Genomic DNA, 26,537 nt, shown 5'->3' with positions numbered 1-26,537 from the left:
GTACCACGAATGTTTAATAATTTTAGGGACTATTCAATGAAGAAGTGGATTCTGGGCTTTATTATTACTTTTCTTTCTATCGGTCAGGTAGCGGCAGAAACCAGTCGTCTACAAAAGATCCTAGACTCAGGTGTGCTTAGGGTCGGAACCACGGGAGACTGGAACCCGATGACCATGAAAGATCCGGCGACCAACTCTTATCGTGGATTTGATATTGATGTGACCACTGAGCTTGCCAAAGATCTTGGCGTCAAGGTGGAATATGTGGCGACCGATTGGAAGACATTGGTTAACGGTATTACCGCCAACAAATACGATATCACGGGAAGCGCGTCACTTAACATGTCCCGCGCTAAGGTAGCAGGGTACAGCCAACCGTATTTCTACTTAGCTTTTGTACCAGTAGTGCAAAAGAAAGACCTTGAGAAGTACGCTGATTGGGCAGACTTCAACAAGCCTGAAGTTAAGGTGGCAGCGACATTAGGTACAGTGCAAGAGAAGATGGTCAAAGACTTCTTCCCTGATGCCGAACACATCGTGATTGAAGCGCCAGCGCGTGACTTCCAAGAGCTATTGGCTCGCCGAGCTGATGTCTCTGTGACTTCAAACGTTGAAGCAGCGACCTTGGTGACCAAGTTTAAGCAATTGGCGATTGTGCCAGTAGAAGAGCCACGTAAGCCAACGCCAATCTCTATGCTGCTGCCACAAAAGGACCAAGTATGGATTAACTACGTAAACCACTGGGTAGAGCTTAAGAAGACCCAAGGCTTCTTTGACGCGACGGCAGAGAAATGGGGACTGAAAAGTCTGTAAGCACTGTCGATAATAAGTCCAGTCGATAAGTAGAAAGGGCGACCTGCATACTGTGCGAGGTCGCCCTTTTTTGTCTTTATTCGTCGCTAACGACGCGAGAGTTATCAGGAATCGTTAGCTCCTCGGTGACCGCTGGGTTAGCAATCAGATAGCCAATCCACATGATAGCCAAGCAGCCTAGAATGACGTAGCCAACCGCAGACTGCGCCATAACAGCAAACGCGGCCACAATGGCACTGGCTAGGCTGCTTACCCCTATCTGTAGGCTATTTTGCAGACCCGCAGCCGTTGCTGAGCAGTGCGTTGCGCTCGATAGCGCACGGTTCACTACGATTGGGTATAGAGCGCCATTGGCGACAGCTAACAAACAGAATGGCAATAGGATTGGCCAAACACTGCTAAGCTCCCACTGACACGCTACAAACACCATTAGAATAGCCACGGTTTCTAACCCAAGTAACTGCTTAAGTACTGCATCATCACCGAGTTTTGCCACTAGCTTTTTACCTGCATAGCCACCAACCATAAAGGCGATGGTTTGCGGGATAAAGCTAAGACCAATGTCTTTCGCTGAGTAGCCAAGCTGGCTCATGATTTCTGGCATACCAGTTAGGTAAGCGAAAAATGCCGCCGATGCCACCCCGTACATGATCACATTGCCCATGTACTCTCTTGATCCAAACAAACTCTTAAGATCGGCGCCAATGGACGATCGTTGCTCGATGGATTTTGGATGATCGTTAAGTGATAGAGTGATCATTGCCAGTAGCGCGCCTGTGATCGCCAGAACCACGAAAATACTATGCCAGCCCCACATTTCTGTCAGCAAGACACCAAGCTGTGGCGCGAGTGCCGGAGATAGTGCGACGAGCGGCATAATGGTGGCAAAAATCTGTTGGCTGGCTTTCTTATCAAATTTATCGATAACCATAGATTGCCAGATAACAGCGGGTGCACAGACACCAATCGCCTGCAGCAGACGCAGCGATAACAACTGCCACACCTGTTCGCTCCAAGCCAGACCAAATGACGCGACGGTGAAGATAGCGAGTCCGGCAAACAGCGTTTTACGATGACCAAAGCGATCACTCGCCAGCCCCCATACAAATTGACCCAGCCCCATACCAACAAGAAATACCGTCAGTGATAGCGCGATCTGCTCGGGCCCAGTGGCAAAGTCCTGCTCGATAAGTTTAAACGCAGGCAAATACATATCCGTGGCGATAAAGCCCAACATGGACAATGCGGATAAGTAGACAAGTTGAAGTTTAGAGATTTTCATTGTTATTCCTTGAAATATTTTCACAGGAATGGATTGGCGCCAGCCCATACTGCTGATGGGGTGTATTCTATTTTTGGATAAAACAAAAATAAAACGCTATATTTTGTGGTCATCTATCAAAAAATTTGAAATCTAGTTATGTACTCACGTTCTTCATTAGAAATGCTCGATGCGGTCGCACATTTAGGCAGTTTTAGCGCAGCAGCAGAAGTGCTGCACAAAGTCCCTTCTGCGATCAGCTATAGCGTGCGTCAGATAGAGCAAGAACTTGGCGTGCAGCTGTTCACCCGTTTACCACGCAAGGTAGAGCTGACGCCTGCCGGCGAGGTGTTCATATTGGAAGCTCGCCAAATGCTGCGCCGCATGGATGAACTGACTCACCAAACCCGCCGTGCAGCTCAGGGCTGGCAAAGTAGCTTAAAGCTGACCCTAGATAATATCGTTAAGGTCGACAAGCTGTCGGATCTTATTGAAGACTTTTACCGTGAGTTTGAGTTTGCTGAGCTGCAGATCAACATGGAAGTGTACAACGGAGCTTGGGAGGCTATCTCACAGGAGCGTGCCGATATTGTGATTGGCGCGACATCTGCAATTCCTGTTAGTGGCGAATATGGGGTTAAGAAGATTGGTAGTCTAGACTGGGCTCTGGTGATGTCGCCGACGCATCCGTGCGCACTAGCAGACACGCTGGATGAAACTCTAGTCAGCCAATATCCTGCCATTTGCATTGATGATACCTCGCGTGAATTGCCAAAACGTCACACAGAACACTTTCCGCAGCAGCGTCGCTTGTTGCTTCCTAACTGGTTCACTGCGATTGAGTGTTTGAAAAGCAATGTAGGAATTGGCTACATGCCCAGCCATATTGCTGAGCCTTTGGTTCGCCAAGGTCTTTTGGTTGAGCGTGTATTGCTGGACGCTAAGCTATCGAGTGAATGCTGCATGGTGTGGCGAAAACATGATAACCATAAGCTCCTTGAGTGGATGGTGGATTATCTGGGCGATGAGCAGCAGCTCTATCGTGACTGGCTGCAATCGACATAAATATCATCTAATCGTTGCTCTTGATTAAAAATGACGCTATTTTGAAAACTGTTAATATGGTGTTCGGTAAAAGTAGCGTTGTTGTATGTCTAAGCTGATTGATAAGAAGTGGCAGATGCTGCCAGTCATAGCGCTATCAGTATGTATGCTGGTTGGGTTGTACGGTTTTTATATCACATTGGAGAAATCCATCCATGACTCCGTAAGGCGAACTACAGAATCGTTGCTTGCGGATGTTATCTATGAAATTCAAGAAGATGCACCAAGCTTTGTCAGCAGTCAGGCGATTGATGACTACATCGGCGATCTCACTCAAGCCGATGCTGACGCGCGAATTCAGGTGATTAATGGCTTTGGTACGGTTGTGGGGGACACGGCGCTGTCGGACAGAGCGCTGGTGGATCTCGATAACCACGCAGACCGCCCAGAGTTCATCAAGGCATGGGAAACAGGTGTTGGTGAAGATGTCCGCTTTAGCTCAGTGTTGTCAGTCGACATGTTCTACTCGGCGCGCAAGATGTACGTCGGCGATCAAGACTACGTGATTGTGCTTGCCGTTCCAATGCACCACTTAAAAAGCATTACCTATCAATTGATGGGCATCTTAATCGGATTAGCGCTACTGAGTTTAGCGATTCTTATCACTACCTCTGTCTGGAGTCATCGACAAATCATCCTCAGCGTGACCGCAGAGAAACAGAAACAAGATGAGCGAATTCGCCAACGCACCTTAGAAATTGAGCTCATGCATCGCCTCGCGAATATGCTTGCTGCTTGTAATAACCTGATTGAAGCGCAGCGTGTGGTTGAGGATATCGTGCCGCGTATTCTTGGTAAGGTAAACGGCAGTATCTCGCTGATGCGATCTTCTCGAAATCAGTTGGTGACGCAATTGGATTGGGGTGAGGCATGGCCGGGAAGTCGCAGCTTTGCGCCCGACGAATGTTGGTCGCTGCGCAAAGGTCGAAGTCATCTGTCGATTGAGACCTTCCATAATCTCTCTTGCGAGCATATGGCATCGATCGAGCAGAACCAAACTCTGTGCATCCCTTTGACCGCTCATGGCAACACCATTGGCATTATGCATCTCTATTTTGGTCAAGGAGAGATAGAGGTTGATGAGATCACAACACAGCTTGCCTATAGCGTTGCCGAGCACTTAGGGTTGGCACTGGCGAACCTGAGCTTGCAAGAGAAGCTGCGTTCGCAAGCACTTAGCGATCCATTAACAGGACTCTACAACCGCCGTTTCTTCGAGCAGAAGCTCACAGAACATGTGAATAACTCGGCGACCAGCACGGAGTCGCTATCTCTGTTGATGTTGGATCTCGACCACTTCAAGCGATTTAACGACAACTTCGGCCATGATGCGGGTGATTACGTGCTCAAAGAGATCAGTGCGATGCTAAAACGCACCGTCTCTGATGATGAAATTGCTTGCCGTTTGGGTGGGGAAGAGCTGGCGGTGATCTTGCCGCACAGTGATATGGATGAAGCGACTGAGTACGCCGACAATATCGTGACACAGATACGTACCATGCACCTTGAGCATAAAGGGCTATCGTTGGGTCAACTAAGCGTTTCTATTGGTGTGTCGACTTACCCTGAGCCATCGTCTGATATTGAGGGGCTGGTTAAGATGGCAGACAAAGCGCTCTACATGGCAAAAGAGCAGGGCAGGGATCGCGTGGTGAATTATCGCCAATACAGTGAAGCGAAATCACCGGAGCTTGAGTTGGTTGAAAGCCAGTAAGCTTAATTGCAACGGATACAAAAACACCCCATAACGGGGTGTTTTATTTTAGGATAAGAAGAACTTATAGGACGGGTTGTCCGTTTCATCTTTGCACTGATAACCAAGCTCTCGAAGGTGAGTTGAGAACTCGCTTAGATCGCTATCTTCAAGCTCAAACCCACACAATACACGACCATAATCGGCACCATGGTTACGGTAGTTAAACAGACTGATGTTCCAGTGCGTGCCTAACGTGCTCAAGAACTTAAGCAGGGCACCCGGGTATTCAGGGAACTCAAAGCTGTATAAACGCTCTTTAAGCTGCTTCGATGGCTTACCGCCTATCATGTAACGAATGTGCAGTTTCGCCATCTCATCATCAGAGAGATCAGCGACAGGATAGCCACCGGTGCGAAGGTCGCTAATAATGCCATCGAGCTCATCTTGGCCGCCAACCAGTCTCACACCAACGAAGATGTTTGCTAGCTCATCATCGTTGTAACGGTAGTTAAACTCAGTAACGGCACGCCCACCAATGATATTGCAGAACTCAAAGAAAGCCCCCTGACGCTCTGGGATCGTCACCGCGAGTAAGCCCTCACGTTTCTCACCCAGCTCACAGCGCTCAGAGACGTAGCGAAGACCATGGAAGTTGGTGTTTGCACCAGAAAGCACAGTACCCAGCTGCTTGTCTTTAAGCTGATGCTTCTCAGCAAACTTCTTAAGACCCGCTAACGCAAGCGCACCAGATGGCTCTGCAATAGCGCGGGTGTCTTCAAAGATATCTTTCACCGCTGAGCAGATCTCATCGCTAGATACGGTAATGTGACCATCAATGTACTGCTGACATAGCCTAAAGGTCTCGTTACCGATGATCTTCACTGCTACGCCGTCTGCAAACATGCTCACTTGGTCAAGGACGACTGGTTCACCTGCATCTAAAGCGGCCTTTAGACAAGCGGAATCTTCTGGCTCTACTGCAATTACTTTGATTTCAGGCATAAGCTGCTTGACTAGCACGGCAACACCCGCCGCCAGACCACCGCCGCCCACAGGGACAAAGATGTAATCAAGGTGACCATTTTGCTGCAGCATTTCCATACCAATAGTGCCTTGTCCTGCAATCACCAGAGGGTGATCGAAAGGGGGAACAAAGGTATAGCCATGCTCTTTTGAAAGACGCTCAGCTTCAGCTTTCGCTTCATCAAAATTGCTACCGTGAAGCACCACGTTGCCACCAAAGCCGCGTACCGCTTCTACCTTGATGTCTGGTGTGGTTTTTGGCATCACGATGGTCGTATTGATGCCGAGCTTGGTGCCCGACAGCGCCATGCCTTGAGCGTGGTTACCTGCTGAAGCAGCAATCACACCTGCACGCTTTTGTTCATCGCTAAGGTTTGCCACCATGTTGTAGGCGCCGCGAAGCTTGAACGAGTGTACAGGCTGTCTGTCTTCACGCTTGATTTGGACTTGGTTTCCGATGCGAGCGCCGAGTCTTGGCATATCTTGAAGCGGCGATACAGTCGCCACTTCATACACTGGTGCTCTGAGAACCTGACGCAGATAATCTGCGCCAGATACGGGATGATTATCTACGTCACTCATGATTAGCCCTCGAGTTTGGACTTGTCACGTACCGCGCCTTTGTCGGCGCTGGTGGCTAGATTGGCGTAGGCTTTCAATGCTAGAGAAACTGTACGTTCACGATCAGCAGGTTTCCAGCCAAGCTTGTCTTGCTCTGTGCGGCGAGCGGCTAGCTCGTCTTCAGAAACAACAAGCGTGATCTCACGATTTGGAATATCGATGTTGATCATATCGCCATCTTTTACCAAACCAATCGTACCGCCATTAGCCGCTTCTGGAGAGGCGTGACCGATAGACAGACCCGATGTACCGCCAGAGAAGCGGCCGTCAGTCAGTAGCGCACACTCTTTGCCTAGACCCATAGATTTTAGGTAAGTCGTTGGGTACAACATCTCTTGCATGCCCGGACCGCCTTTTGGACCTTCGTAGCGGATAACCACAACATCACCGGCTTTCACTTTGCCGCCTAGGATGCCATCTACCGCATCTTCTTGGCTCTCGAATACCACAGCAGGACCTTGGAACTTCAGGATGCTCTCATCCACGCCTGCCGTCTTAACGATACAGCCATCCAGTGCGATGTTGCCTTTTAGCACCGCAAGGCCGCCGTCTTGGCTGTACGCATTTTCTTTAGTGCGGATACAGCCATTTTCACGGTCGTCATCAAGGGTGTCCCAGCGACAATCTTGTGAGAAGGCTTGTGTGGTACGAATGCCAGCAGGACCTGCGCGGTAGAAGGATTTCACTTCTTCCGAGTCAGTCAGCATGATGTCGTATTGAGCCAGCTGCTCTTCCATTGTCAGACCAAGTACGGTCTTGGTTTGGTTATTCAAGATGCCTGCACGGTTAAGTTCACCTAGGATACCGATAACACCACCCGCGCGGTGTACGTCTTCCATGTGATACTTAGGCGTTGATGGTGCCACTTTACATAGGTTAGGCACGCGGCGAGACATCTGATCGATGTCTTCCATATCAAAGTCGATTTCACCTTCTTGGGCAGCTGCCAACAAGTGAAGTACCGTGTTGGTTGAGCCACCCATGGCAATATCAAGCGCCATTGCGTTCTCAAATGCATCTTTATTGGCAATGTTTCGAGGCAGTGCTGATTCATCATCTTGCTCGTAGCAGCGCTTAGTGAGTTCAACGATGCGCTTACCTGCATTCTTAAATAGCACTTCACGATCTGCGTGCGTGGCAAGTAGAGAGCCGTTACCTGGCTGAGATAGACCTAGTGCTTCAGTCAGACAGTTCATAGAGTTAGCGGTAAACATACCAGAGCAAGAACCACAGGTAGGGCATGCAGAGCGCTCAATTTGCTCACTTTGTTCGTCAGAAACCGTTGGATCGGCGCCTTGGATCATCGCATCAACCAGATCCAGCTTGATGATCTGATCAGAAAGCTTGGTTTTACCTGCTTCCATTGGGCCGCCAGACACAAAAATCACTGGGATGTTAAGGCGCATTGAGGCCATCAGCATTCCCGGGGTGATCTTGTCGCAGTTTGAGATACATACCATCGCATCGGCACAGTGTGCATTCACCATGTATTCGACTGAGTCGGCGATGAGTTCACGCGATGGCAGTGAGTACAGCATGCCGCCGTGGCCCATTGCGATACCGTCATCTACAGCGATAGTGTTGAATTCTTTCGCGATGCCGCCCGCTTCTTCGATCTCGCGAGCGACGAGCTGACCAAGATCTTTCAGGTGTACGTGGCCTGGAACAAACTGAGTGAACGAGTTCACAACAGCAATGATAGGCTTACCGAAGTCTTCATCTTTAACGCCAGTTGCGCGCCATAGAGCACGCGCACCAGCCATATTGCGACCATGGGTTGTGGTGGCAGAACGATATTTTGGCATTGTAATACTTCCTTAAATTTACTTGGTGCTTACTGGTTATCTTGTGGGTAGACGTAGTCCAACCAGCCCCACTTATCTTCAGTGGTGCCGTTGAATAAACCGAAGTACGCGTCTTGCATCACTTTAGTGATTGGGCCGCGTTTACCTTCACCTACTTCAATTTTGTCGATAGTGCGAACTGGAACGATTTCCGCCGCTGTGCCTGTCATGAACACTTCATCGGCAAGATATAGCGCTTCGCGAGCAATGTTGGCTTCACGCACTTCATAGCCCATGTCTTTTGCTAGCGTCATGATAGAGTCACGGGTAATACCAGGAAGGATAGCGCTGGTGGCTGGTGGCGTCGTAATCACGCCATCTTTAACCACGAAAATGTTCTCACCCGCGCCTTCTGATAGGTAACCGTCAACGCTCAGCGCGATGCCTTCATCATAACCATGACGACGGGCTTCACCGCCAACGAGTAGTGATGATAGGTAGTTACCACCCGCTTTCGCCGCCGTTGGAATCGTGTTAGGTGCGGCGCGATTCCAGCTAGAAATCATCGCATCTACACCGTTTGCGAGTGCTTCTTCACCTAGGTAAGAGCCCCATGGGAAAGCGGCGATGATGAGATCCATGACCGTACCTTCTGGTGGACAAACACCGAGACCGACATTACCTACAAAGCCAAGTGGACGGATATACGCGGATTCCAACTTGTTTTGACGCAGTGTTTCACGTGTCGCTTCCATGATTTCTTCTTCGGTAAAAGGAATTGGGAAGCGATAAATTTTTGCAGAATCTTTTAGACGTTTAGCGTGCTCAGGGTGACGGAATACCACAGGCCCTTTTGGCGTGTTGTAACAGCGAACCCCTTCAAAAACCGATGTGCCGTAGTGCATTGCGTGGGTTAAGACGTGTACATTCGCCTCTGCCCATGGAACCATCTCACCATTAAACCAAATAAAATCTGCTGTACTTTTAGCCATTTAGCATTCCTTCCTTATGCACTTTGTTCTTGTAGGTTGTGATTGGTCAGTTCGTTGTTTTTAAGCTCTGTTACCTCGACGGTACGAATATCCCAAAGCTTTTCAATCTGGTTGATCAAGGTAGTGATCGGGCGATCGCTATCTACGATGATCTCAACACTGGCAATCTTACTCTCATGGTTTTGAGTGGCGGCCACTTGTTTGATGATAAAGCCACGGTGGCGAATCACGCGCAATACGCGCTCAAGCAAGACAGGTTTGTCATCGGCTTTGATGTCTAGTAGATATCTGTCCATTAGGTATTCTCCAACATGTCACTATTTGAGGCACCTGGTGGAACCAAAGGCCATACGTTTTCTTCTTCATCGATCAGCACGTGCAGCATGTAAGAGGTCTTTGACTCCAGCATATCTTTCAGTGCTGGCTCGACTTCTTCTTTGCGCGTGATGGTCTTGCCAGGAATATCAAAGGCTTTAGCAAGCATGACGAAATCTGGGTTGTCATCCAAAATCGTTTCACTATGTCTGCCGTCGAAGAACAGTGACTGCCACTGTCTTACCATACCAAGACGTTGGTTATTTAACAGTACAATTTTTACTGGGATCTGACGGCGCTTAAGCGTGCCGAGTTCTTGAACGTTCATCATGAATGAACCATCACCAGTAATCAGTACCGATTGGTCATCAGGACGTCCTACCGCAGCGCCCATCGCCGCTGGCAGACCAAAGCCCATAGTGCCGAGACCTGCTGAGGTAATAAAGTTCTCAGGCAGTCTTGGTTGAATGTGCTGAGCAGCCCACATCTGATGCTGACCAACGTCGGTAGAGACTATGGAATTCTCAGGCATCATGTCCGACAGCTGTTTTAGCAGCAGCGGGGCAAAAATCAGATCACCTGGGTGGTCATAGCGCCATTTGAAGCCGCTGCGAAGACTCTCACTGTGATGCGCCCATGCGTTGATGTCTTTTGATAGCTCAAGCTGAGGCAAGATCACATTGATGTCACCACGTAGTGCCGCATGTGCCTCGCGAAGCTTATTGAATTCTGCCGCATCGATATCGATGTGAATCACCTTCGCGTGCGGTGCGAACGTATCTAGCTTACCGGTCACACGGTCGTCAAAGCGCGCGCCGACTACGATGAGTAGGTCACACTCCTGCACCACTAAGTTCGCGGCTTTGGTGCCGTGCATACCGAGCATGCCTAGGTAGTGAGGGTCGTGGCGGTCAATCGTACCCAGCCCTTTAAGCGTGCTGACACTTGGCATAGGGTTGATGCGAAGGAACTCGCGAACCGACTCGGTCGCATTGGCAAGCTGAACACCACCGCCGACATACAGCACTGGACGAGAGCTTTCATCAAGTAGTTGCTGAGCGCGTTTTACCTGCTGCTCATCAGCAACTGGGATCGCAGGTGGTGTAAATGGAGGAAGCACGTCCACCGGAGCATTAGCAAGTTGGACATCTTTGGCGATATCAACGATGACAGGACCAGGTCTGCCTGTTTTAGCAACTTCAAATGCTTCGGCTAGAGTGGGAGCGAGTTCGTTGATATCAGTCACGAGGTAGCTGTGTTTGGTACACGAGAGAGACATACCGATCACATCCATTTCTTGGAAGGCATCAGTACCGATATGTGAACTAGCAACTTGGCCAGTGATGGCAACGAGAGGGATAGAATCAAGGAAAGCGTCGGCAAGGCCGGTGACAAGGTTGGTGGCTCCAGGGCCTGAGGTTGCCATGCAAACAGCAACATCTTTGGTGGCTCTTGCCATTCCGATGGCAGCCATTGCAGCGCCTTGTTCGTGTCGGCAAAGGATATGTTCCACACCACCGTCATACAAGGCATCGTAGATTGGCATGATGGCTCCCCCTGGGTAACCAAACACGGTCTCGATACCTTGCTGCTTCAATGCGGCTACAACTAATTCAGCACCTGTCATTATAGCCTCCTTGAGTGCCACGCTTATCGTGACGATTTGTCGTTCGCTTGCACATGTTGTGCTCCATTCTTCCTGTCATCTCAGCCAGTTGGCCTTCAATGAGTGATCACTATCAAATTACTAATATGAGTTTGTAAAAAAACCCCCGGACTTTTCAGTGCGGGGGTTTTTAAAATCTTGTGGTTATTTAACGCCCACATGCCCCCGTGCGGTACCAATCAGGACCACAATAATCAGGCTAATCAGAGTGTGAGAGTGTGCGTTAAAAGTCATTATCTTGTTTATTAATCGTTGCGTTGTGTCTAACGAAATTGTTTGCGTCCCTAGTGGTATCACAAATTTCTGTTAGCTGACAAGCAAAAAATCATACTTTCTTCACATTTACTCAGCATTAAATGTCGAGATATAACATTGGGTATATATAAAAATCTGACTTTTAACCGTCTAACAAAGAGAAGTCGGAATAAAAAAGGGATTCTATGGGATTATCTATTATTTATAGCCGTGCCAGTGTTGGTGTGGAGGCACCTTTGGTGACGGTGGAAGTGCACATCAGTAATGGCATGCCAGGCTTTACACTGGTAGGACTTCCCGAGACAACCGTAAAAGAATCTAAGGACAGAGTTCGCAGTGCCATCATCAACTCTCGCTTCGAATTTCCGGCCAAAAGAATTACGGTTAATCTCGCCCCTGCGGATCTGCCTAAAGAGGGAGGGCGGTTTGATTTACCGATAGCGTTAGGAATACTCGCCGCGTCCGACCAACTGCCACACGATAAGCTACTGGCACATGAGCTGGTCGGTGAACTGGCGCTGTCAGGGGAGCTTAGATCGGTGAAGGGCGTGCTACCTGCCGCGCTCGCCGCTAACAAAGCGCAGCGCTGCTTGCTTGTACCAGAAGACAATGGCGACCAAGCCGCGCTCGTGGGCAAAGAGAACCACAAGTCTGCCTCCTCACTATTGGATGTGTGCAGTTATCTGATGGGGCAGCAGACGCTCTCTTTGGTGACCAGTAAAGCCCGAGCGCCATCTTGCGCTAAAACGCGCGATCTTCAAGATATTATTGGTCAGCAACAGGGCAAACGTGCCTTGGAGATCGCAGCGGCAGGTAATCATAATCTATTGTTCTTGGGACCACCGGGCACCGGCAAGACAATGCTTGCCTCTCGCCTGTGTGACTTGCTGCCGGAGATGAGTGAAGAAGAAGCGATGGAAACCGCCTCTGTCGCTTCGTTAACTCAGCAGGAGATCAACGAGAGCAACTGGAAAACCAGACCCTTTCGAGCGCCCCATCATTCCAGTTCAATGGCCGCACTGGTTGGTGGCGGATCTATTCCAAGACCGGGAGAAATCTCTCTGGCGCACAACGGGCTGCTTTTCTTAGACGAGATGCCGGAGTTTGAGCGTAAAGTGCTGGATTCACTTCGTGAGCCACTAGAGTCTGGTGAGATCATCATTTCTCGCGCCCAAGGAAAAACGCGTTTTCCAGCGAGATTTCAGCTTGTTGGTGCACTAAATCCGAGCCCTACAGGCTACTACGAAGGCAATCAAGCCAGAACCAATCCGCAGCTCATTCTTCGTTATCTGAGCCGATTATCCGGACCGCTGCTGGACAGGTTTGATATGTCTATCGAGATACCTTCACTGCCCAAAGGGACCTTGGCGGAAGGTGGCGATAGGGGAGAAACCACGCAAGTGGTTAAGCAGCGTGTGTTGGTTGCCAGAGAGACCATGCTATCGCGAAGTGGTAAAGTGAATGCCCTATTGCAAAGTCGTGAAATTGAGCATTACTGCCGATTAGAAAAAGCCGATGCCGAGTTTCTGGAGAATGCTCTGCATCGACTCGGTCTATCGATACGCGCGTATCATCGTATTATCAAGGTGGCGCGAACCATTGCTGACCTTGCCAATGAGCCCAACATCCAGAGAGCTCATATTGCAGAGGCGCTAGGCTACCGCGCGATGGACAGATTGCTCAAGCAGCTTACTGCGCAAGCGGTGTAGTTAAAACGCGAAGTTCATACCAATAGAGGTGATCCAATCTACGGAGTCATAGAAGGCTATTGAGGAGTCTGTCGCGTTGTAGCCAGAGAGCGAGATCAGCGATAGGGACTCAATGTTTCCTAGCGACAGGTACTCATAGGCAAGAAATGCACTGTACTTGTCGTCGATACGACTAGACTGCTCGAATATCGCATTGTTACCACGATATTCGTGATTCATGTAGCTCATGGTTGCGGCAATGCTATGTTTTTTATGAACAAACAAAGCAGTAAGTTCGCTGCCCACACCTTGGTTGTTAAGCGCTTCGCCTTTGGCGTCATCTAGGAGGTAAATCAGCGAGGGAAACAGCGTCCAAGCGTTGTTCATCGATAGGGTGTAAGAGCCTTTGACGTAGTACATGTCGCTGTTACGGTCGTATTGACTCGACAGGTTGTTTGTTAGGTTGGCGGCGGAGCTTTCGTCGGTTACCTCGCGGTTGCCGTAAGCCATATCAAGTGTAAACAATGAGCCTGCAATATTCTCTATTTGTAGGCGATAGGCTTCGCCCTTTGCTTCGGTCTCTTCGAGCTGATCGGCACCAACGTAAGGGTTTTTCCAGATGGGCTCACCAATCACGGTAGGGAGATAAGAGGCACTCCAAATGGAGCCGTCTTGCAATTGCTGACGGTAGCCACCTTCGAGCACAAAGGTACCGACTGCGATGTCGTCTCGAGATGTACCGACAAACCACTCTTTGTCACGCTGAGTACCATAGGTGTATTTCACCACGCCAAGTGGCATCCAAAAATTATCATAGGCTTCTTGTGAGGCGCTTATTTTTGGATCTAAGCTCGCAACAAGATTCGACTTATCACCAACCTGCGCACTACTGATGGATATCTCTCCGCTAAACCCGCTCTCGGGTGCAAGAGCCGCCGATACAGAATGGGAGAACACTACCAGCAATGTGGCGCTGAGAAGAGGCTTGCTTATCGTCATACTACATCCGTCAGTAAAAAGGCACGTTCAACACGTACACCTATATTTAGTGCGGATACTTTAACGACAAAAAATGGCTTAACAACACGTGTTGCTAAGCCATATATTGATTACTTTAATGCTTTGGGCGGGCTTCTATTAGAAATCCCAGTTTAGACCGACAGACGTAATCCAATCTTTGGAGTCATAGAACTCGATATTTGAACTGCTGTTGTTGATACCACCGAAAGCAACCAATGATAGGTTGTCCGAATAAAAGATGCCTGGATACTCATAGGCCAAGAAGGCTTTCCACTCATCATCTTTGCGAGTGACATCATCAAATACTGGGTTGGCACCGTCATACTGACGATTCAAGTAGGTTACAGTGAAGGCAAATTGGTGATTTCCTGCCGAGATGAAGGAAGACACTTCAGCACCATAAGTATTACTCTTCATCGCGCTGCCATTGGCATCTTGCTGGGTGTAGATCAGCGCCGGGAACAACAGAACGCCTCGATTGATCGGTAGCATCATCTTGAATTTGCCGTAGAAGATATCGGCATTACGGTCTAGTGTTGCCATTTCTTCGGCGGTTAAGCCCGCTCCCGAGCCGGATAGTTCTGAATCCAGTTCGCGTTTACCATAAGCTAGGTCGAGACTAAACAGAGAACCGGCGATATTATCGATCTGCATACGGTAGGCCGTGCCTTTTTCATCCGTGGTGCTTCGCGCGGTATTGAGGAGGTAGGGGTCTTGCCAAACTTCGCCCTCAAGAATGGTTGGGAGTACTGCTAGACTCCACTTGGTACCACCTTGAAACTGATAGCGATAGCCTGTTTCTAGCGCTAAAGTACCGACTGCTACGTCTGCTCGAGAGGTACCTAAGAAAACTTGATGGTTGGAGCGTGAGCCCCATGTGTATTGAACGTTACCTAGAGGCAGAACGAGCGCGCTGCTATTTTCTTGCTGTCCCCCATTGTAGGTACGGAATTCATCATCGGTATTGGTGAGATTTGACGTTTTACTGGCGTAAGCGGCGTTTATTGCTATCTCGCCACTAAAGCCATTACTTTCTCCTAATTTAGCCACTGCACCATGAGAGACAACACTCAGTGACACTGCTAAGACACTCCATGCCCTTTTCATAACGGTTCCTTATCACATTCTGAATATCGAGGTAACGGTTGTAATTATATGTTTATGTTATGTTATTGGTTCAGAATAAGATTGTTTTTTGCAAGTTACAACACAAATCAGACCAATTAATTAATCGTTGCGTGGGGCTTTTCCCCTTGTACAATTAACCGCCATAAAACTGTTACAAATACTTCATAGAACGTTAGATATGCTTGGATACCTAATTTTTGTAATGAGTTCGTCGCTCGTCATTCTCAACACGGCATTTTGCTCTATCCCAATCTTGGGTTTTGGGTTGATCAAACTGGTGTTGCCGTTTAAGCCTATTCAGGCACTGTGTACCTCGCTGGCAAACAAGTTTATGTGGCTATGGGCAACCATAAACCACGGCATACTGCATTTGGTGAATCCAAAGCTCGAATGGGATATTGAAGGCATAGAATCGCTGAAAAAAGATGGCTGGTATCTGATGATCAGCAATCACCTTAGCTGGACTGATATCGTCGTGCTGTGCAGCGTGTTTAAAGACCGTATTCCAATGCCAAAGTTTTTCCTTAAACAGCAGCTGCTGTATGTGCCATTCGTGGGGATGGCGTGTTGGGCGCTGAATATGCCCTTTATGAAGCGCTATTCTCGCGAGTATTTGATTAAGCACCCAGAGAAGCGTGGTCAAGATTTGGAAACCACCCGCCGCTCGTGCGCCAAGTTTAAGGATACCCCGACGACGGTCGTGAACTATGTCGAAGGGACGCGCTTTACACCAGAGAAGCAAAAACGCAGCAAAGCTGGCTTCGAGCACTTACTGCAGCCTAAATCGGGTGGCATAGCTTACACACTGGCCGCGATGGGCGAACAGTTTGATAGCATTATCGATGTGACACTTGCCTACCCAGAAAACCGTGTTGAGCCTTTTAAGGCAGCGTTGATGGGGAACATGACCAAGATCGTTGTTAAGGTGCGAACCTTACCCGTCGACGAGAATGTCCGCGGCGATTACTTTAATGACAAGCCATACAAACGTCGCTTTCAGCAATGGCTGGGAGAGGTCTGGCAAGAAAAAGATGAAGCGCTAAAAGAGATTCATCGTAAATAAAAAAACCGAGCCTTCAGTGTTGACTGGGCTCGGTTTTTTCTACATCCGTTATTTTGACGCTAGGGTTACTTCTTCAGTAGGAAGTTAACCAGCTCAAAATACTCATCCAGAGACTGGATACTTCCAGATTCCACTAGATATTTATTGTTCACCACAACCGCTGGAACACCTGATAAGCCACTGTCTTTGAACTGTTTGTCAAAGCGGCGCACCATTGAATCAACAGCAAAACCTTTGAATGCTGAGTCGAATTTCTTCGCATCAACACCTTCATCAAGGAAGATCTGACGAAGCTCTTCATCGTTTCTTGGTGGTTGGTTTAGGTCATGGATACGGCGGAACATCACTGGCACCATCTTGTCTTCGACTTTAAGTGCAATCATGGTCGCGTAAGCCTTGCTCATCGACATACCCATGTTACCACCCATAAAAGAGACGTGGTTCTTTTGGAATTTCGCGTCAGCAGGGATCTTTTTCTTCAACTGAGCAATGATAGGCTCAAAGCTATTACAGTGTGGGCAATAGAATGAGAAGAACTCGGTGACGACGGGCTTAGATGACTTTTCTAGCTCCAACACTTTATAGTGTGTGCCTTCTTGGAACTGTGCGGCACTGACGCTTAGGCTGACGAGTAGCGTCGCAAAAAGTGCGATGATTTTTTTCATTATTTTCTCCATGTGTATAACTCAATCCTATTGATGGATTTCGACTAGTTTGTCACCACTGCGGCTGCAATGAAAGTGGCTTTTCGTTAAGAGCGGCAATTTGCTCCTTAAACCCCAGTACCTGGCCTTCCCAATATTTGGCGTCGTTGAACCAAGGAAACGCGAGCGGAAACGCAGGATCATGCCAACGCTTGGCTAGCCATGCCATGTAGTGCACCATACGTAGACCGCGTAAAGGCTCAATAAGTTTCAATTGACTGCTAGGTAAGTCGCTGAATTCTTGATACCCCTCCAATAACACGTCGAGTTGCATCAGTTTGTCCTGACGGTCACCATTGAGCAGCATCCACAGGTCCTGAACCGCAGGCCCGTTACGCGCGTCGTCGAGATCGACGAACATTGGACCATCACGCCATAGAATGTTGCCTGGGTGACAATCGCCATGCAGCCTAATGGTCTCAGTGGGTTGCCAATGCGCTTCAATCTGATTAATAAGCATGTCCAAATCACTAAAGAAGGCGTTCTCTAAATGCGCTGGGATAAAGCTCGAGTTTTGCAGCAGGGTACGAGGCTGATACAGATACTCATCCAGACCTATGGTAGGGCGGTGCTCAAATGGCTTGCTTGCACCGACTTTATGAATACGACCAAGGAAGCGTCCCACCCATTCAATCTGCTCAAGGTTATCGACCTCGAATTGTCTGCCGCCTTCGCTCGCAAACAGGGTGAATAGGTAGCCTTGATACTCATGAATCGACTGTCCGTTGATAATGAGTGGTGCAGAGACTGGCACTTCATATTCTTGTAGTTCATGAGCAAAATCGTGCTCTTCTTGGATCTGTGCGTGTGTCCAGCGTTGAGGGCGATAAAACTTCACCACATAGCGTCGGCGTTCTTCATCAGTGAACTGATAAACACGGTTTTCATAGCTATTGAGGGGAAGTAGACCGGATTCGGCTCTGACTCCAATACTTTCAAGGGCGTACCACATGAAATCGGGTGTCAGGGCATCGAAGTTGAACGCAGTATCTGTCATCGTGATGATAAAAAAGGCTCGTTGCCGAGCCTTTTCCTATTATGTCGTGCTGCTAGCGAGCTAGAGCTTTTTGATAAATCGACTCTCCACTTGTACGGAGAAGTCATTACTGTCGCTCAGTATAAACTGAATTGTCGAGACAGGTGAACTTAGCTCATCAGGATTTGCACCCAGACTCATCGGCAGGTTGTACACCTCACCTGGCTCAACGGTGATGGTTTGTCTGCCATACCAGGTTGCCCCTTCTAAACCAGAGACGCTCAAAGTATATTGCTGCTCTTGCTGTGTTTTGTTGATGACCTTTAAGGTGTAGGTGTTCTCGACCAAACCGTCACTGTTGACGCGGAACAATTGGTTACGGTCGCGAAGGACACTCAAGCCTGCCGGATCTACTGCAGAGACTTGCGCAAAGAACAGCCCCACCATGACTAGCAATACCGCGCCATAGCCGAGCAGTTTTGGTCGCATGACTTTGGTGTGTTTACCTGAGAGTCTATGTTCAGTGGTGTAGCTAATCAGCCCTTTGTCGTAGCCCATGCGGTCCATGGTCTTGTCACAAGCGTCGATACAGGCGCCGCAGTTAATACATTCGTATTGCAGACCATCGCGAATATCGATACCCGTTGGACAAACTTGTACACACAGATCGCAGTCGATACAGTCGCCTAAGCCAAGCTGCTTGGGATCGGCTTTGCGAGATCGAGGTCCTCGCTTTTCACCGCGCTTAGTATCGTAACCGACGATAAAGGTGTCTTTGTCGAACATCGCAGACTGGAAGCGTGCATAAGGACACATGTGGATACACATGATAGAGCGCATCCATCCTGCATTGGCATAGGTACATGCGGCGAAGAATACAACCCAGAATACAGGCCAAAAGCTGGCATTGAAGGTGAAGAAATCGCTGACCAGTGGACCAATGGGTACAAAATAGCCGGTAAAGGTAAAGCCGGTAGCGAGTGCAATCGCAATCCAAGCGGCATGTTTGAGACCTTTGCGAGCAATAAGGTTACCGGTGAGCTTTCCGCTATCTTGCTTGCGGCGTTTGTTCGCGCTGCCTTCCAGTTTTTCTTCAAACCAGATGTACATAAAGGTCCACACAGTTTGCGGGCATAAGTAGCCACACCAGACGCGACCTAGAAAGGTGGTGATAAAGAACAGACCAAAGGCCGCCACCATAAATAGCAGAGCGAGTAAAGTGAGATCTTGCGGATAAAGGGTGGTACCAAAGAAGTTAAACTGCTGATTACCGATATCGAGCAGTACCGCTTGTCTCTCGCCATAAGGTATCCATGGGATGATGGCAAACAGTACGAGTAAGAACCAGCCACCGTAGCGTCTGAGTTTTTGAAAGGTACCTTTGCTTTCGCGTACATAGATTCGATTACTTGGGTTGAATCTGTCGCCTTTGCCTTTGTGGGTTTTGGGGTTGAACGTTTTGGGTGTTACATCCTTTACGTCGATTTTATCCTGACTCATTGTTGAGTGTCCTTCTTGGGCTGACGGTGCGTTTCGGACGCACTCTATCTATTCCGACATTGCATTGACTGTGTACGACACCATGCCATTTTATGTGGCAGTTCTATTCAGTACGCAGTATGAAAACCCAAGGATTATAACCCTGATAACAATTTCATTTCTTTAAGGCTATCAACCTTTAACAACAAAATTAGCCAAGGCTCATATAAAAAACGACCCTTAGAGGGTCGTTTTTATAACTATTCGTTATTTGATGATGCCGCGAGCCTTGAGCAAAGCGGTCTTGAAATCATCCTCTTGGTCTTTGGCAAGGCCTGGGATCATTTCGTCTTTTTTACTGTTACGCATCTTTAGGTGATAGATGAGTACATCGTCGGTCAATTCTTCCAGTTTGCCATCATAGCCCGCTTCATTAGCAAGCTTCACTAGGAATTCCAACAAGTTAAGATCAGAATCTTTTTGCCATTCAGGGTGAATGAGCTCGATTAGTTCGTTGACGCGGTGACACTTCATAACTTTCTCCACAAAATTTATAGGTATTTTTGAGTAAAAGTATCAAAGTTCATTGAGAATACCAATATGTGGTGAAATGGAAGGCAAAAAAAAGCGCAGACAGACTGCGCTTTTTATTAAGCTGCTTTAACAACGCGTGTTGGCGTTGATGTCATTCGGACACCTTGCTCAACCAGGGTCATTGAAGGAGCGACTTTTTTCGCGACAGGAGCAGAGACAAAACCACTGCGACGACGCATTGACGCACTGCGATGTACTGAGTGCGAGAACCTGACGGGTGTTGGGCGCATATTTTGGTAACCTAACAAGTCAGGCAATTCCGTTGCCAAATAGTTGGCCTGACTACTTATGAGAAACACTGAATAGACTCCCAATGTCGCTCTTTTTTGACTAATGCCACTCCAAATAAGTAATCAGGAATTACGGTGTGCATGCACACCACGCATAGAATAGCAGTAAGCTTAGGTATATTCGATAGATCCCATAAAAAAAGTGGTTAATTTTTCTTCACCGACTCTGTGCGCATATCGTTTGTTTTCTCGACAGATTTACGATACAACACTAACAGTGTCTTTGGTTATAAAGGGAAGTAAGTATGTCTTTTTTCAAAAAAACCTTAGCAAGTTTTGGGATAGGGGCGGCCAAAGTTGACTCTGTCCTGCATCAAGAGTTTCTCCACCCGGGGGAAACGGCAAAAGTGACCATTCATGTGTATGGTGGTAAAACGGCGCAAACAGTTGATAACATCAAGCTTAAACTGTGTTGTCGCTATATTGATGAAGTGGCTCAAAACCAAAACGACAACAGTAACCACCATGGCGTCCCTAAAAAGAAAGTTTCCAAGACCTACGAGTTGCAATCGTGGACGCTTCCATACGCCTTTACCATCGAGCCTGGTGAAACCCGTGACTTTGATGTCGAGCTAGATGTGCCTTGGAATACGCCCGTGACGATTGGTGATTCTCGAGTCTGGTTGGAAACGGGTTTGGATATCGCAATGGCGGCGGACCCTCAAGATAAAGACATGCTGACCGTTCGCCCCGATCCTTTGATTGATGGCATCTTCGTCGCACTTGAAGACCAAGGGCTGCGTATTCGTCAGGTTGAATGCGAGGCAGCTAAGGGCTTTGCGATGCCATTTGTTCAAGAGTTTGAGTTTGTACCAACCACAGGGCCTTATCACGGACGCTGGCGTGAGCTCGAGATCATCGCCTATCGAAGTGAAGATGAGCTCAAGTTGTGGTTTGAGATTGACCGCAACAAAGAGGGAGTGAAAGGTATGCTCTCTAGCTTGATTGGTCTAGGTCAACTGAAACGAGAATTGACACTGCCAAGTTCTCTGTCAGGTGAAGAGGCTGGACAACAAGTCCTCGATTATCTAGAGCAAACCACCTAAGTTTGAGCTAACACATGTTCGCTGAGTGTGGCATACTCTGATTTTCTGGCGAAAATGAGAGTATGCTCAATGTCGACGATCACTTCTAATTACAGTCTACGTGAAGAGTGGGCAAACAGTGTTACCCACGGCATTGGCGTTATCCTTTCTATTATCGGATTGGTAATGCTGCTGCAGCGGTCACTGGCAGCGGGTGCCGACGTCATGACCATCACCAGCATGAGCTTATATGGTGGTAGCATGATTACCTTATTTCTCGCATCAACGCTGTATCACTCCATCCCAAACCCAAGCAGTAAGCGCTGGCTCAAGACCTTTGATCATTGCGCCATTTTCTTGCTTATCGCCGGCAGCTACACCCCATTTATGCTTGTCAGCCTGAGGACCCCCCTTGCGGTGGGATTGATGATCGTGATTTGGGCGTTGGCCGTGATTGGCATCATAATGAAGCTGTTCTTCGTGTATCGATTTAAACGCGCATCATTGATTACTTATTTGGTGATGGGATGGCTGTCGCTGATCGTGATTTACCAGCTTGCCAAACATCTCGACCCATCCGGTTTGATTCTTCTAGCTGTTGGTGGCGCGATTTACACGCTCGGTGTGGTGTTCTACGCCAATAAGCGCATTCCTTACAATCATGCTATTTGGCATCTATTTGTGCTAGGTGGCGCAGCGTGTCACTTCTTCGCCGTCTATTGGTACGTAGAGCCTGTTTAGCGCTCCGTCAAAATGCTTAGCGGCGCCAGAACGCAGGGAAGAACAATACGATAAGGGTCAGGATTTCTAGGCGTCCCATGAGCATGCCAAAGCTGAGTAACCACTTAGCGGCGTCCGGTAGAGGGGCAAAGTTTCCTGTTGGACCAATTACCGATCCCATTCCTGGGCCCACGTTGGCAACGGCCGTTATCGCGCCAGAGATACTGGTCACTGGATCCAGTCCCATGGCACTGAGTGCACCCGCCAGCACGATAATGGTCACAAAGAACATCAACCCAAAGGCGACAACTGAGCGGACGATATCGTCGTTTACCGGCCTTTGATTGTATCGTTGAACAAACACGCCTGAAGGGTGGATAAGCTTCATCATTTGTTTGTGAAGCAGAGTCACCGCTATCTGAAAGCGAAAGATTTTGATACCACCGGATGTCGAGCCTGAGCAAGCACCGACCATCATCATAAAGGCAAAGACCACGGATGGGAGAGGTCCCCAAGCGGTGAAATCTTCCAGTCCAAATCCAGTAGTGGTGACGACAGAGACGATGTTGAACATGGACACGCGGAAGGCATCGGTGAGTGCATAGCCATCTTCAATAAACAGCCAAAGCGCAACAACGGTACTAGAGACTAGAAATAGATAACCGAAGCCTCGTACCTGAGCATCATTCAAAAGCACCCTAGGATCTCGTTTAGACAGTGCAGCAACAAAAAGCAGAAATGGCAGACCACCCAAAAACATAAACACGGTACCGACCCAATGTGAGCCCTGTGAGAAATGATTCATTGAGCCGTCAGAGGTTGAGTATCCTCCGGTGGATAGGGTGGTAAAGGAGTGATTGATGGCATCAAAAAGGTTCATACCAGTGGCGAGATAGCCAAGCAGACACAGCCCAGTCAGCACTAGGTACACCACAACGATGTTTTTTGCGACGGTCTTGGCGCGTGGACTGCTCTTATCAGACCAATCGGAGGACTCGGTTTGGAACAGCCTCATACCACCCACGTTGAGCATGGGGAGCACCGCCACCGCCATAACGATAAAACCAATACCGCCAAGCCATTGCAAGATGGATCGCCACAACAAAATACTCGGTGCCATATTGTCTAGGCCACTGAGTACCGTAGAGCCTGTTGTCGTGATACCTGACATGGTTTCGAAGTAGGCATCGGTAAAGCTGATGTGGTTGATGAACACAAAGGGCAGCGCCGCGAAAGCGCTGGCAATGGTCCACACTAAACTGGTGATCAAGAACATATCTCGAACACCAAGCTTAAAGTGTTTGGTTCGGCCTATAGATAGACACAAGAATGCCGCAACATGGGTGATGATGACCGCTAGACCAAAATCGAGGAAGCCATCAGTACCCGTAAAGAAGGCGACCAATGTCGGTACGTACATGAATAGGGCGAGTTTAGAGAGTACTAACCCTATAACGAACGAGACCGGGCGGGCGTTAACCATAAAATTGCCTTACAAGAAGAACGCGCTCGGCTGGAACAATGCCTCAACATCAGGCACGTATTTCTTATCAACCAAGAACATCACCACGTGGTCGTCCTGTTCGATAATGGTTCGGTCATGGGCAATCAGTACTTCTTCACCGCGCACAATGGCGCCAATGGTGGTACCGGGTGGTAGTTTGATATCGCCGATGGCTTTGCCAACCACTTTGGAGGTGGTTTCGTCACCATGTGCAACGGCTTCGATGGCCTCGGCAGCGCCGCGACGCAGTGACGAAACGTTAACGATGTCAGCGCGGCGAACGTGTGTCAGTAGCGCCGAAATCGTAGCTTGTTGCGGTGAAATCGCCACATCGATGGTACCGCCTTGCACCAAGTCCACGTAGGCACCACGCTGGATCAGTACCATCACCTTCTTAGCGCCCATTTTCTTCGCCAGCATGGCTGACATGATGTTGGTTTCATCTTCGTTGGTGAGGGCAATAAACACATCGACTTGATCGATGTTTTCTTCGGCAAGCAGCTCTTGGTCAGCGGCATCACCGCAGAATACGATGGTGTTTTCTAGTTCTTCAGAGAGTTTTTCAGCGCGCTGATAGCTGCGTTCAATCAGTTTAACGCTGTAGGTTTGCTCCAGACGTTTAGCGAGGCTGGCACCGATATTACCACCACCCACAATCATGATGCGGCGATACGGCTTTTCCAGACGCTGCAGTTCACTCATTACTGAGCGAATGTGGTTGCTTGCCGCAACGAAGAACACTTCATCATCGGCTTCGATAATGGTGGTGCCTTGTGGACGAATAGGGCGCCCTTGACGGAATATTGCTGCTACGCGGGTGTCAATGTGTGGCATGTGCTCACGCAATGTAGACAGCGCATTACCAACCAACGGGCCGCCGTAGTAAGCTTTAACCGCGACCAAACTAACTCGCTCGTCGGCAAAACTGACCACTTGCAATGCACCTGGGTATTGGATCAGTCGTTCGATGTAGCTGGTAACGAGTTCTTCTGGCGCGATAAGGTGGTCAACAGGGATAGCACCCGAGTTAAACAGGCTCTCTTTTTCGATCAGGTACTCACGAGAGCGAATACGTGCCACGCGGTTTGGTGTATTGAAGAGCGAGAACGCGACCTGACAGGCTGCCATGTTGGTTTCGTCCATGTTGGTCACCGCGACCAACATGTCAGCATCTTGTGCGCCGGCCTCTCTTAAAACGTCTGGGTGACAGGCGTAACCATTCACCACGCGCAAATCATACTTATCTTGCAGCTCTCTTAGGCGGTCGCTGTCGCGGTCGACGATAGTAATATCGTTGTTTTCACCAACGAGGTTCTCCGCTAGGGTGCCACCAACTTGACCAGCTCCAAGAATGATGATTTTCATAACATTTCGCTCTTCTGTTTTTTATAAACTCATTACGCCAATAGCATAGCCATCAATAAGTTAGCATGCTATTGATTTTTAAGTTCACTATCTAATGTTCGATTACTGTGTCTTTTGTAGAACAGCGTAATAGAAGCCATCCATATCGTGCTCACCCGGAAGAATCTGACGTCCAGGGTTCTCTTTATCTGAGCCGATAAGCTCGGCATTTGCCGTACGAGCCAAGAAAGCAATCACTTGGTCTCTGTTTTCTTGCGGCGTGATAGAGCATGTCGCATAAACCAAAGTGCCGCCTACTCTCAACTGCTGCCACATGGCATCAAAGATTTCGCGTTGTAGCTCGGCTAGTGCTTCGATGTCGTCAGCGCGGCGCAGCCACTTAATGTCGGGGTGGCGGCGGATAACGCCAGTCGCAGAACACGGTGCATCCAATAAGATGCGGTCGAACTGCTCACCTTGCCACCACTCTTGTGGCGTTCTTGCATCTCCACAGACGACTTTTGCCTGGAGATTCAGACGTTTTAGGTTGTCATGAACACGCTTAAGACGTGTTTCGTCACAATCAATCGCGACAACCTGACTCTCTTTGGTGCGCTCTAGGATATGCGCAGTCTTTCCGCCTGGCGCTGCACAGCAGTCTAGAATTAGCTCGCCATCTTGTGGCTGTAGATAGTTAATCGATAGCTGTGCCGCCGCATCTTGAACTGAGACCCAGCCCTTTTCAAAGCCCGGTAATTTGGTCACATCGCAAGGCGCGGCCAATTTTAGGGCATCTTGCGCTTCTGGGTGAGAGGTGGAATCTATGCCTTCATTTTTGAGAAGTGCCTGATAGTCATCACGAGGTAGGTGCTGGTGGTTCACGCGCAGCCACATAGGCGCCTTCATGTTGTTAGCTTCAACAATGCTCTCCCACTGCTCAGGGTAGCTCTGTTGCAGCAGCTTCAGCAGCCAACTTGGATGACCATATTTACCTGCGTTGTGGCTTACCGATTTTTGGTCTAGCTCTTCTTGATTGCGCTGGTAGTTACGCAGTACCGCATTAATCAAGCCGCGCAGTCTTGGGCCTTTGAGCGCTTTGGTTGCTTCCACTGTCTCACCAACCGCGGCATGCGCAGGAATACGCATATGACCGATTTGGTAGAGTCCGACCAAAATCAAATGATGAAATACGCGCTGTTTGCCTTTTAGGGGTTTATCCATTAATTCGGAGGCGACAGATTCAAGACGAGGCAAGATTCGAAGTGCACCAAAGCAGATCTCTTGTAGCAGTGCTTGGTCGCGAGGTTTCACCTGCTGCTGACCCAATGGAAGAGCACTCGATAGCGATTGGCCTTTATCAACCACTTGGAAAAGGATATTAGCCGCGACAGCGCGAACGTTCATGTTAGTTACCTAAAATTGTGTTGCTATGAAAACAAACTAGGGCCCGTACTGGTCAGTACTGGCCCTAA

Annotated in this window: 23 protein-coding genes; 7 read left to right on the top strand and 16 right to left on the bottom strand. The window is 48.7% G+C overall.

Features of this window, described 5'->3' with window-relative positions:
• Positions 1-36 precede the first annotated feature (36 nt).
• Positions 37-813, top strand: a complete 777-nt coding sequence (locus J4N45_RS18560; RefSeq protein WP_252012975.1) for a transporter substrate-binding domain-containing protein — start codon at positions 37-39, stop codon at positions 811-813.
• A 76-nt stretch (positions 814-889) separates the two neighbouring features.
• On the opposite strand, the gene punC is transcribed toward J4N45_RS18560, so the two are convergent.
• Entirely contained in the window at positions 890-2,095 is a 1,206-nt protein-coding gene (gene punC / locus J4N45_RS18555) for a purine nucleoside transporter PunC (protein ID WP_252012974.1), read from the bottom strand.
• Between the two features lie 138 nt (positions 2,096-2,233).
• Between punC and punR the strand changes: the two genes are divergently transcribed.
• Both punR and J4N45_RS18545 read left to right on the top strand, forming a co-directional pair.
• Positions 2,234-3,139: a DNA-binding transcriptional activator PunR gene (gene punR / locus J4N45_RS18550; RefSeq protein WP_252012973.1), complete on the top strand. Its 906-nt coding sequence runs from the start codon at positions 2,234-2,236 to the stop codon at positions 3,137-3,139.
• 85 nt (positions 3,140-3,224) lie between these two features.
• Positions 3,225-4,892, top strand: a complete 1,668-nt coding sequence (locus tag J4N45_RS18545) for a sensor domain-containing diguanylate cyclase (protein WP_252012972.1) — start codon at positions 3,225-3,227, stop codon at positions 4,890-4,892.
• A gap of 48 nt (positions 4,893-4,940) precedes the next feature.
• Here J4N45_RS18545 and ilvA read toward each other — a convergent pair whose 3' ends face one another.
• From ilvA to ilvG, 5 genes are read right to left on the bottom strand one after another with little or no spacing between them, the layout of a single operon-like run.
• Positions 4,941-6,479, bottom strand: coding sequence for a threonine ammonia-lyase, biosynthetic (gene ilvA, locus J4N45_RS18540; RefSeq protein WP_252012971.1), 1,539 nt, complete (start codon positions 6,477-6,479; stop codon positions 4,941-4,943).
• 2 nt (positions 6,480-6,481) lie between these two features.
• A complete protein-coding gene (gene ilvD / locus J4N45_RS18535; protein ID WP_252012970.1) occupies positions 6,482-8,323 on the bottom strand; it encodes a dihydroxy-acid dehydratase in 1,842 nt (613 codons plus the stop codon).
• 29 nt (positions 8,324-8,352) lie between these two features.
• Positions 8,353-9,294, bottom strand: a complete 942-nt coding sequence (locus J4N45_RS18530; RefSeq protein WP_128649116.1) for a branched-chain amino acid transaminase — start codon at positions 9,292-9,294, stop codon at positions 8,353-8,355.
• A gap of 14 nt (positions 9,295-9,308) precedes the next feature.
• The gene (gene ilvM / locus J4N45_RS18525) at positions 9,309-9,590 is read right to left on the bottom strand and encodes an acetolactate synthase 2 small subunit (protein WP_042478104.1); all 282 of its coding nucleotides are present in this window, start codon (positions 9,588-9,590) and stop codon (positions 9,309-9,311) included.
• Complete coding sequence (gene ilvG / locus J4N45_RS18520) at positions 9,590-11,236, bottom strand: acetolactate synthase 2 catalytic subunit (RefSeq protein WP_252012969.1); 1,647 nt, start codon at positions 11,234-11,236, stop codon at positions 9,590-9,592. Before ilvG ends, ilvM begins: the two co-directional genes overlap by 1 nt.
• Before the next feature lie 479 nt (positions 11,237-11,715).
• Here ilvG and J4N45_RS18515 point away from each other — a divergent pair, with 479 nt between their 5' ends.
• The gene (locus J4N45_RS18515) at positions 11,716-13,239 is read left to right on the top strand and encodes a YifB family Mg chelatase-like AAA ATPase (RefSeq protein ID WP_252012968.1); all 1,524 of its coding nucleotides are present in this window, start codon (positions 11,716-11,718) and stop codon (positions 13,237-13,239) included.
• Here J4N45_RS18515 and J4N45_RS18510 read toward each other — a convergent pair whose 3' ends face one another.
• Both J4N45_RS18510 and J4N45_RS18505 read right to left on the bottom strand, forming a co-directional pair.
• Positions 13,240-14,217 carry a DUF2860 family protein gene (locus J4N45_RS18510; RefSeq protein WP_252012967.1) on the bottom strand — a complete coding sequence of 326 codons (978 nt, stop codon included), beginning with the start codon at positions 14,215-14,217 and terminating at the stop codon, positions 13,240-13,242.
• Between the two features lie 138 nt (positions 14,218-14,355).
• Positions 14,356-15,345, bottom strand: coding sequence for a DUF2860 domain-containing protein (locus J4N45_RS18505; protein ID WP_252012966.1), 990 nt, complete (start codon positions 15,343-15,345; stop codon positions 14,356-14,358).
• Positions 15,346-15,544: 199 nt separating this feature from the next.
• On the opposite strand from J4N45_RS18505, the gene yihG reads away from it, so the two are divergent.
• A complete protein-coding gene (gene yihG / locus J4N45_RS18500; protein ID WP_252012965.1) occupies positions 15,545-16,429 on the top strand; it encodes a 1-acylglycerol-3-phosphate O-acyltransferase, YihG family in 885 nt (294 codons plus the stop codon).
• Positions 16,430-16,494: 65 nt separating this feature from the next.
• Here yihG and J4N45_RS18495 read toward each other — a convergent pair whose 3' ends face one another.
• The 5 genes from J4N45_RS18495 to J4N45_RS18475 form a co-directional block, all read right to left on the bottom strand.
• Positions 16,495-17,094, bottom strand: a complete 600-nt coding sequence (locus J4N45_RS18495) for a thiol:disulfide interchange protein DsbA/DsbL (protein WP_042478078.1) — start codon at positions 17,092-17,094, stop codon at positions 16,495-16,497.
• Positions 17,095-17,146: 52 nt separating this feature from the next.
• Entirely contained in the window at positions 17,147-18,130 is a 984-nt protein-coding gene (locus tag J4N45_RS18490) for a serine/threonine protein kinase (RefSeq protein WP_252012964.1), read from the bottom strand.
• Between the two features lie 60 nt (positions 18,131-18,190).
• Positions 18,191-19,609: a cytochrome c oxidase accessory protein CcoG gene (ccoG, locus tag J4N45_RS18485; protein WP_252012963.1), complete on the bottom strand. Its 1,419-nt coding sequence runs from the start codon at positions 19,607-19,609 to the stop codon at positions 18,191-18,193.
• A gap of 246 nt (positions 19,610-19,855) precedes the next feature.
• Entirely contained in the window at positions 19,856-20,122 is a 267-nt protein-coding gene (locus J4N45_RS18480) for a YihD family protein (RefSeq protein ID WP_042478074.1), read from the bottom strand.
• 116 nt (positions 20,123-20,238) lie between these two features.
• Entirely contained in the window at positions 20,239-20,481 is a 243-nt protein-coding gene (locus J4N45_RS18475; RefSeq protein WP_252014720.1) for a hypothetical protein, read from the bottom strand.
• A 236-nt stretch (positions 20,482-20,717) separates the two neighbouring features.
• Here J4N45_RS18475 and J4N45_RS18470 point away from each other — a divergent pair, with 236 nt between their 5' ends.
• Complete coding sequence (locus J4N45_RS18470; protein WP_234494874.1) at positions 20,718-21,518, top strand: sporulation protein; 801 nt, start codon at positions 20,718-20,720, stop codon at positions 21,516-21,518.
• A gap of 69 nt (positions 21,519-21,587) precedes the next feature.
• Positions 21,588-22,238, top strand: coding sequence for a PAQR family membrane homeostasis protein TrhA (gene trhA, locus J4N45_RS18465; protein ID WP_503055603.1), 651 nt, complete (start codon positions 21,588-21,590; stop codon positions 22,236-22,238).
• Between the two features lie 16 nt (positions 22,239-22,254).
• Here trhA and J4N45_RS18460 read toward each other — a convergent pair whose 3' ends face one another.
• The 3 genes from J4N45_RS18460 to rsmB all read right to left on the bottom strand — a co-directional run bounded on the left by J4N45_RS18460 (position 22,255) and on the right by rsmB (position 26,469).
• Positions 22,255-23,700: a TrkH family potassium uptake protein gene (locus J4N45_RS18460; protein WP_252012962.1), complete on the bottom strand. Its 1,446-nt coding sequence runs from the start codon at positions 23,698-23,700 to the stop codon at positions 22,255-22,257.
• A gap of 9 nt (positions 23,701-23,709) precedes the next feature.
• Positions 23,710-25,086, bottom strand: coding sequence for a Trk system potassium transporter TrkA (trkA, locus tag J4N45_RS18455; protein WP_042478065.1), 1,377 nt, complete (start codon positions 25,084-25,086; stop codon positions 23,710-23,712).
• Between the two features lie 102 nt (positions 25,087-25,188).
• On the bottom strand, positions 25,189-26,469 hold the full coding sequence (gene rsmB / locus J4N45_RS18450) for a 16S rRNA (cytosine(967)-C(5))-methyltransferase RsmB (RefSeq protein WP_252012961.1): 1,281 nt from the start codon (positions 26,467-26,469) through the stop codon (positions 25,189-25,191).
• Positions 26,470-26,537 lie beyond the last annotated feature (68 nt).

Source organism: Vibrio sp. SCSIO 43140 (assembly GCF_023716585.1).
In the GTDB taxonomy this organism is placed as follows: Bacteria; Pseudomonadota; Gammaproteobacteria; order Enterobacterales; family Vibrionaceae; genus Vibrio; species Vibrio maritimus_B.
The sequence above is the reverse complement of the archived record's forward strand: the minus strand, read 5'-3'. Positions and strand labels throughout refer to the sequence as shown.

What these genes read in the sequence shown, in the direction of transcription:
- ilvA (WP_252012971.1), bottom strand. Translation starts at nt 6,479, where the DNA reads ATGAGTGACGTAGATAATCATCCCGTATCTGGCGCAGATTATCTGCGT.
- J4N45_RS18480 (WP_042478074.1), bottom strand. Translation starts at nt 20,122, where the DNA reads ATGAAGTGTCACCGCGTCAACGAACTAATCGAGCTCATTCACCCTGAA.
- J4N45_RS18560 (WP_252012975.1), top strand. Translation starts at nt 37, where the DNA reads ATGAAGAAGTGGATTCTGGGCTTTATTATTACTTTTCTTTCTATCGGT.
- J4N45_RS18495 (WP_042478078.1), bottom strand. Translation starts at nt 17,094, where the DNA reads ATGAAAAAAATCATCGCACTTTTTGCGACGCTACTCGTCAGCCTAAGC.
- J4N45_RS18470 (WP_234494874.1), top strand. Translation starts at nt 20,718, where the DNA reads ATGTCTTTTTTCAAAAAAACCTTAGCAAGTTTTGGGATAGGGGCGGCC.
- J4N45_RS18490 (WP_252012964.1), bottom strand. Translation starts at nt 18,130, where the DNA reads ATGACAGATACTGCGTTCAACTTCGATGCCCTGACACCCGATTTCATG.
- trhA (WP_503055603.1), top strand. Translation starts at nt 21,588, where the DNA reads ATGTCGACGATCACTTCTAATTACAGTCTACGTGAAGAGTGGGCAAAC.
- rsmB (WP_252012961.1), bottom strand. Translation starts at nt 26,469, where the DNA reads ATGAACGTTCGCGCTGTCGCGGCTAATATCCTTTTCCAAGTGGTTGAT.
- J4N45_RS18530 (WP_128649116.1), bottom strand. Translation starts at nt 9,294, where the DNA reads ATGGCTAAAAGTACAGCAGATTTTATTTGGTTTAATGGTGAGATGGTT.
- ilvM (WP_042478104.1), bottom strand. Translation starts at nt 9,590, where the DNA reads ATGGACAGATATCTACTAGACATCAAAGCCGATGACAAACCTGTCTTG.
- trkA (WP_042478065.1), bottom strand. Translation starts at nt 25,086, where the DNA reads ATGAAAATCATCATTCTTGGAGCTGGTCAAGTTGGTGGCACCCTAGCG.
- J4N45_RS18515 (WP_252012968.1), top strand. Translation starts at nt 11,716, where the DNA reads ATGGGATTATCTATTATTTATAGCCGTGCCAGTGTTGGTGTGGAGGCA.
- punC (WP_252012974.1), bottom strand. Translation starts at nt 2,095, where the DNA reads ATGAAAATCTCTAAACTTCAACTTGTCTACTTATCCGCATTGTCCATG.
- yihG (WP_252012965.1), top strand. Translation starts at nt 15,545, where the DNA reads ATGCTTGGATACCTAATTTTTGTAATGAGTTCGTCGCTCGTCATTCTC.
- ilvD (WP_252012970.1), bottom strand. Translation starts at nt 8,323, where the DNA reads ATGCCAAAATATCGTTCTGCCACCACAACCCATGGTCGCAATATGGCT.
- punR (WP_252012973.1), top strand. Translation starts at nt 2,234, where the DNA reads ATGTACTCACGTTCTTCATTAGAAATGCTCGATGCGGTCGCACATTTA.
- ilvG (WP_252012969.1), bottom strand. Translation starts at nt 11,236, where the DNA reads ATGACAGGTGCTGAATTAGTTGTAGCCGCATTGAAGCAGCAAGGTATC.
- J4N45_RS18460 (WP_252012962.1), bottom strand. Translation starts at nt 23,700, where the DNA reads ATGGTTAACGCCCGCCCGGTCTCGTTCGTTATAGGGTTAGTACTCTCT.
- J4N45_RS18545 (WP_252012972.1), top strand. Translation starts at nt 3,225, where the DNA reads ATGTCTAAGCTGATTGATAAGAAGTGGCAGATGCTGCCAGTCATAGCG.
- ccoG (WP_252012963.1), bottom strand. Translation starts at nt 19,609, where the DNA reads ATGAGTCAGGATAAAATCGACGTAAAGGATGTAACACCCAAAACGTTC.
- J4N45_RS18510 (WP_252012967.1), bottom strand. Translation starts at nt 14,217, where the DNA reads ATGACGATAAGCAAGCCTCTTCTCAGCGCCACATTGCTGGTAGTGTTC.
- J4N45_RS18505 (WP_252012966.1), bottom strand. Translation starts at nt 15,345, where the DNA reads ATGAAAAGGGCATGGAGTGTCTTAGCAGTGTCACTGAGTGTTGTCTCT.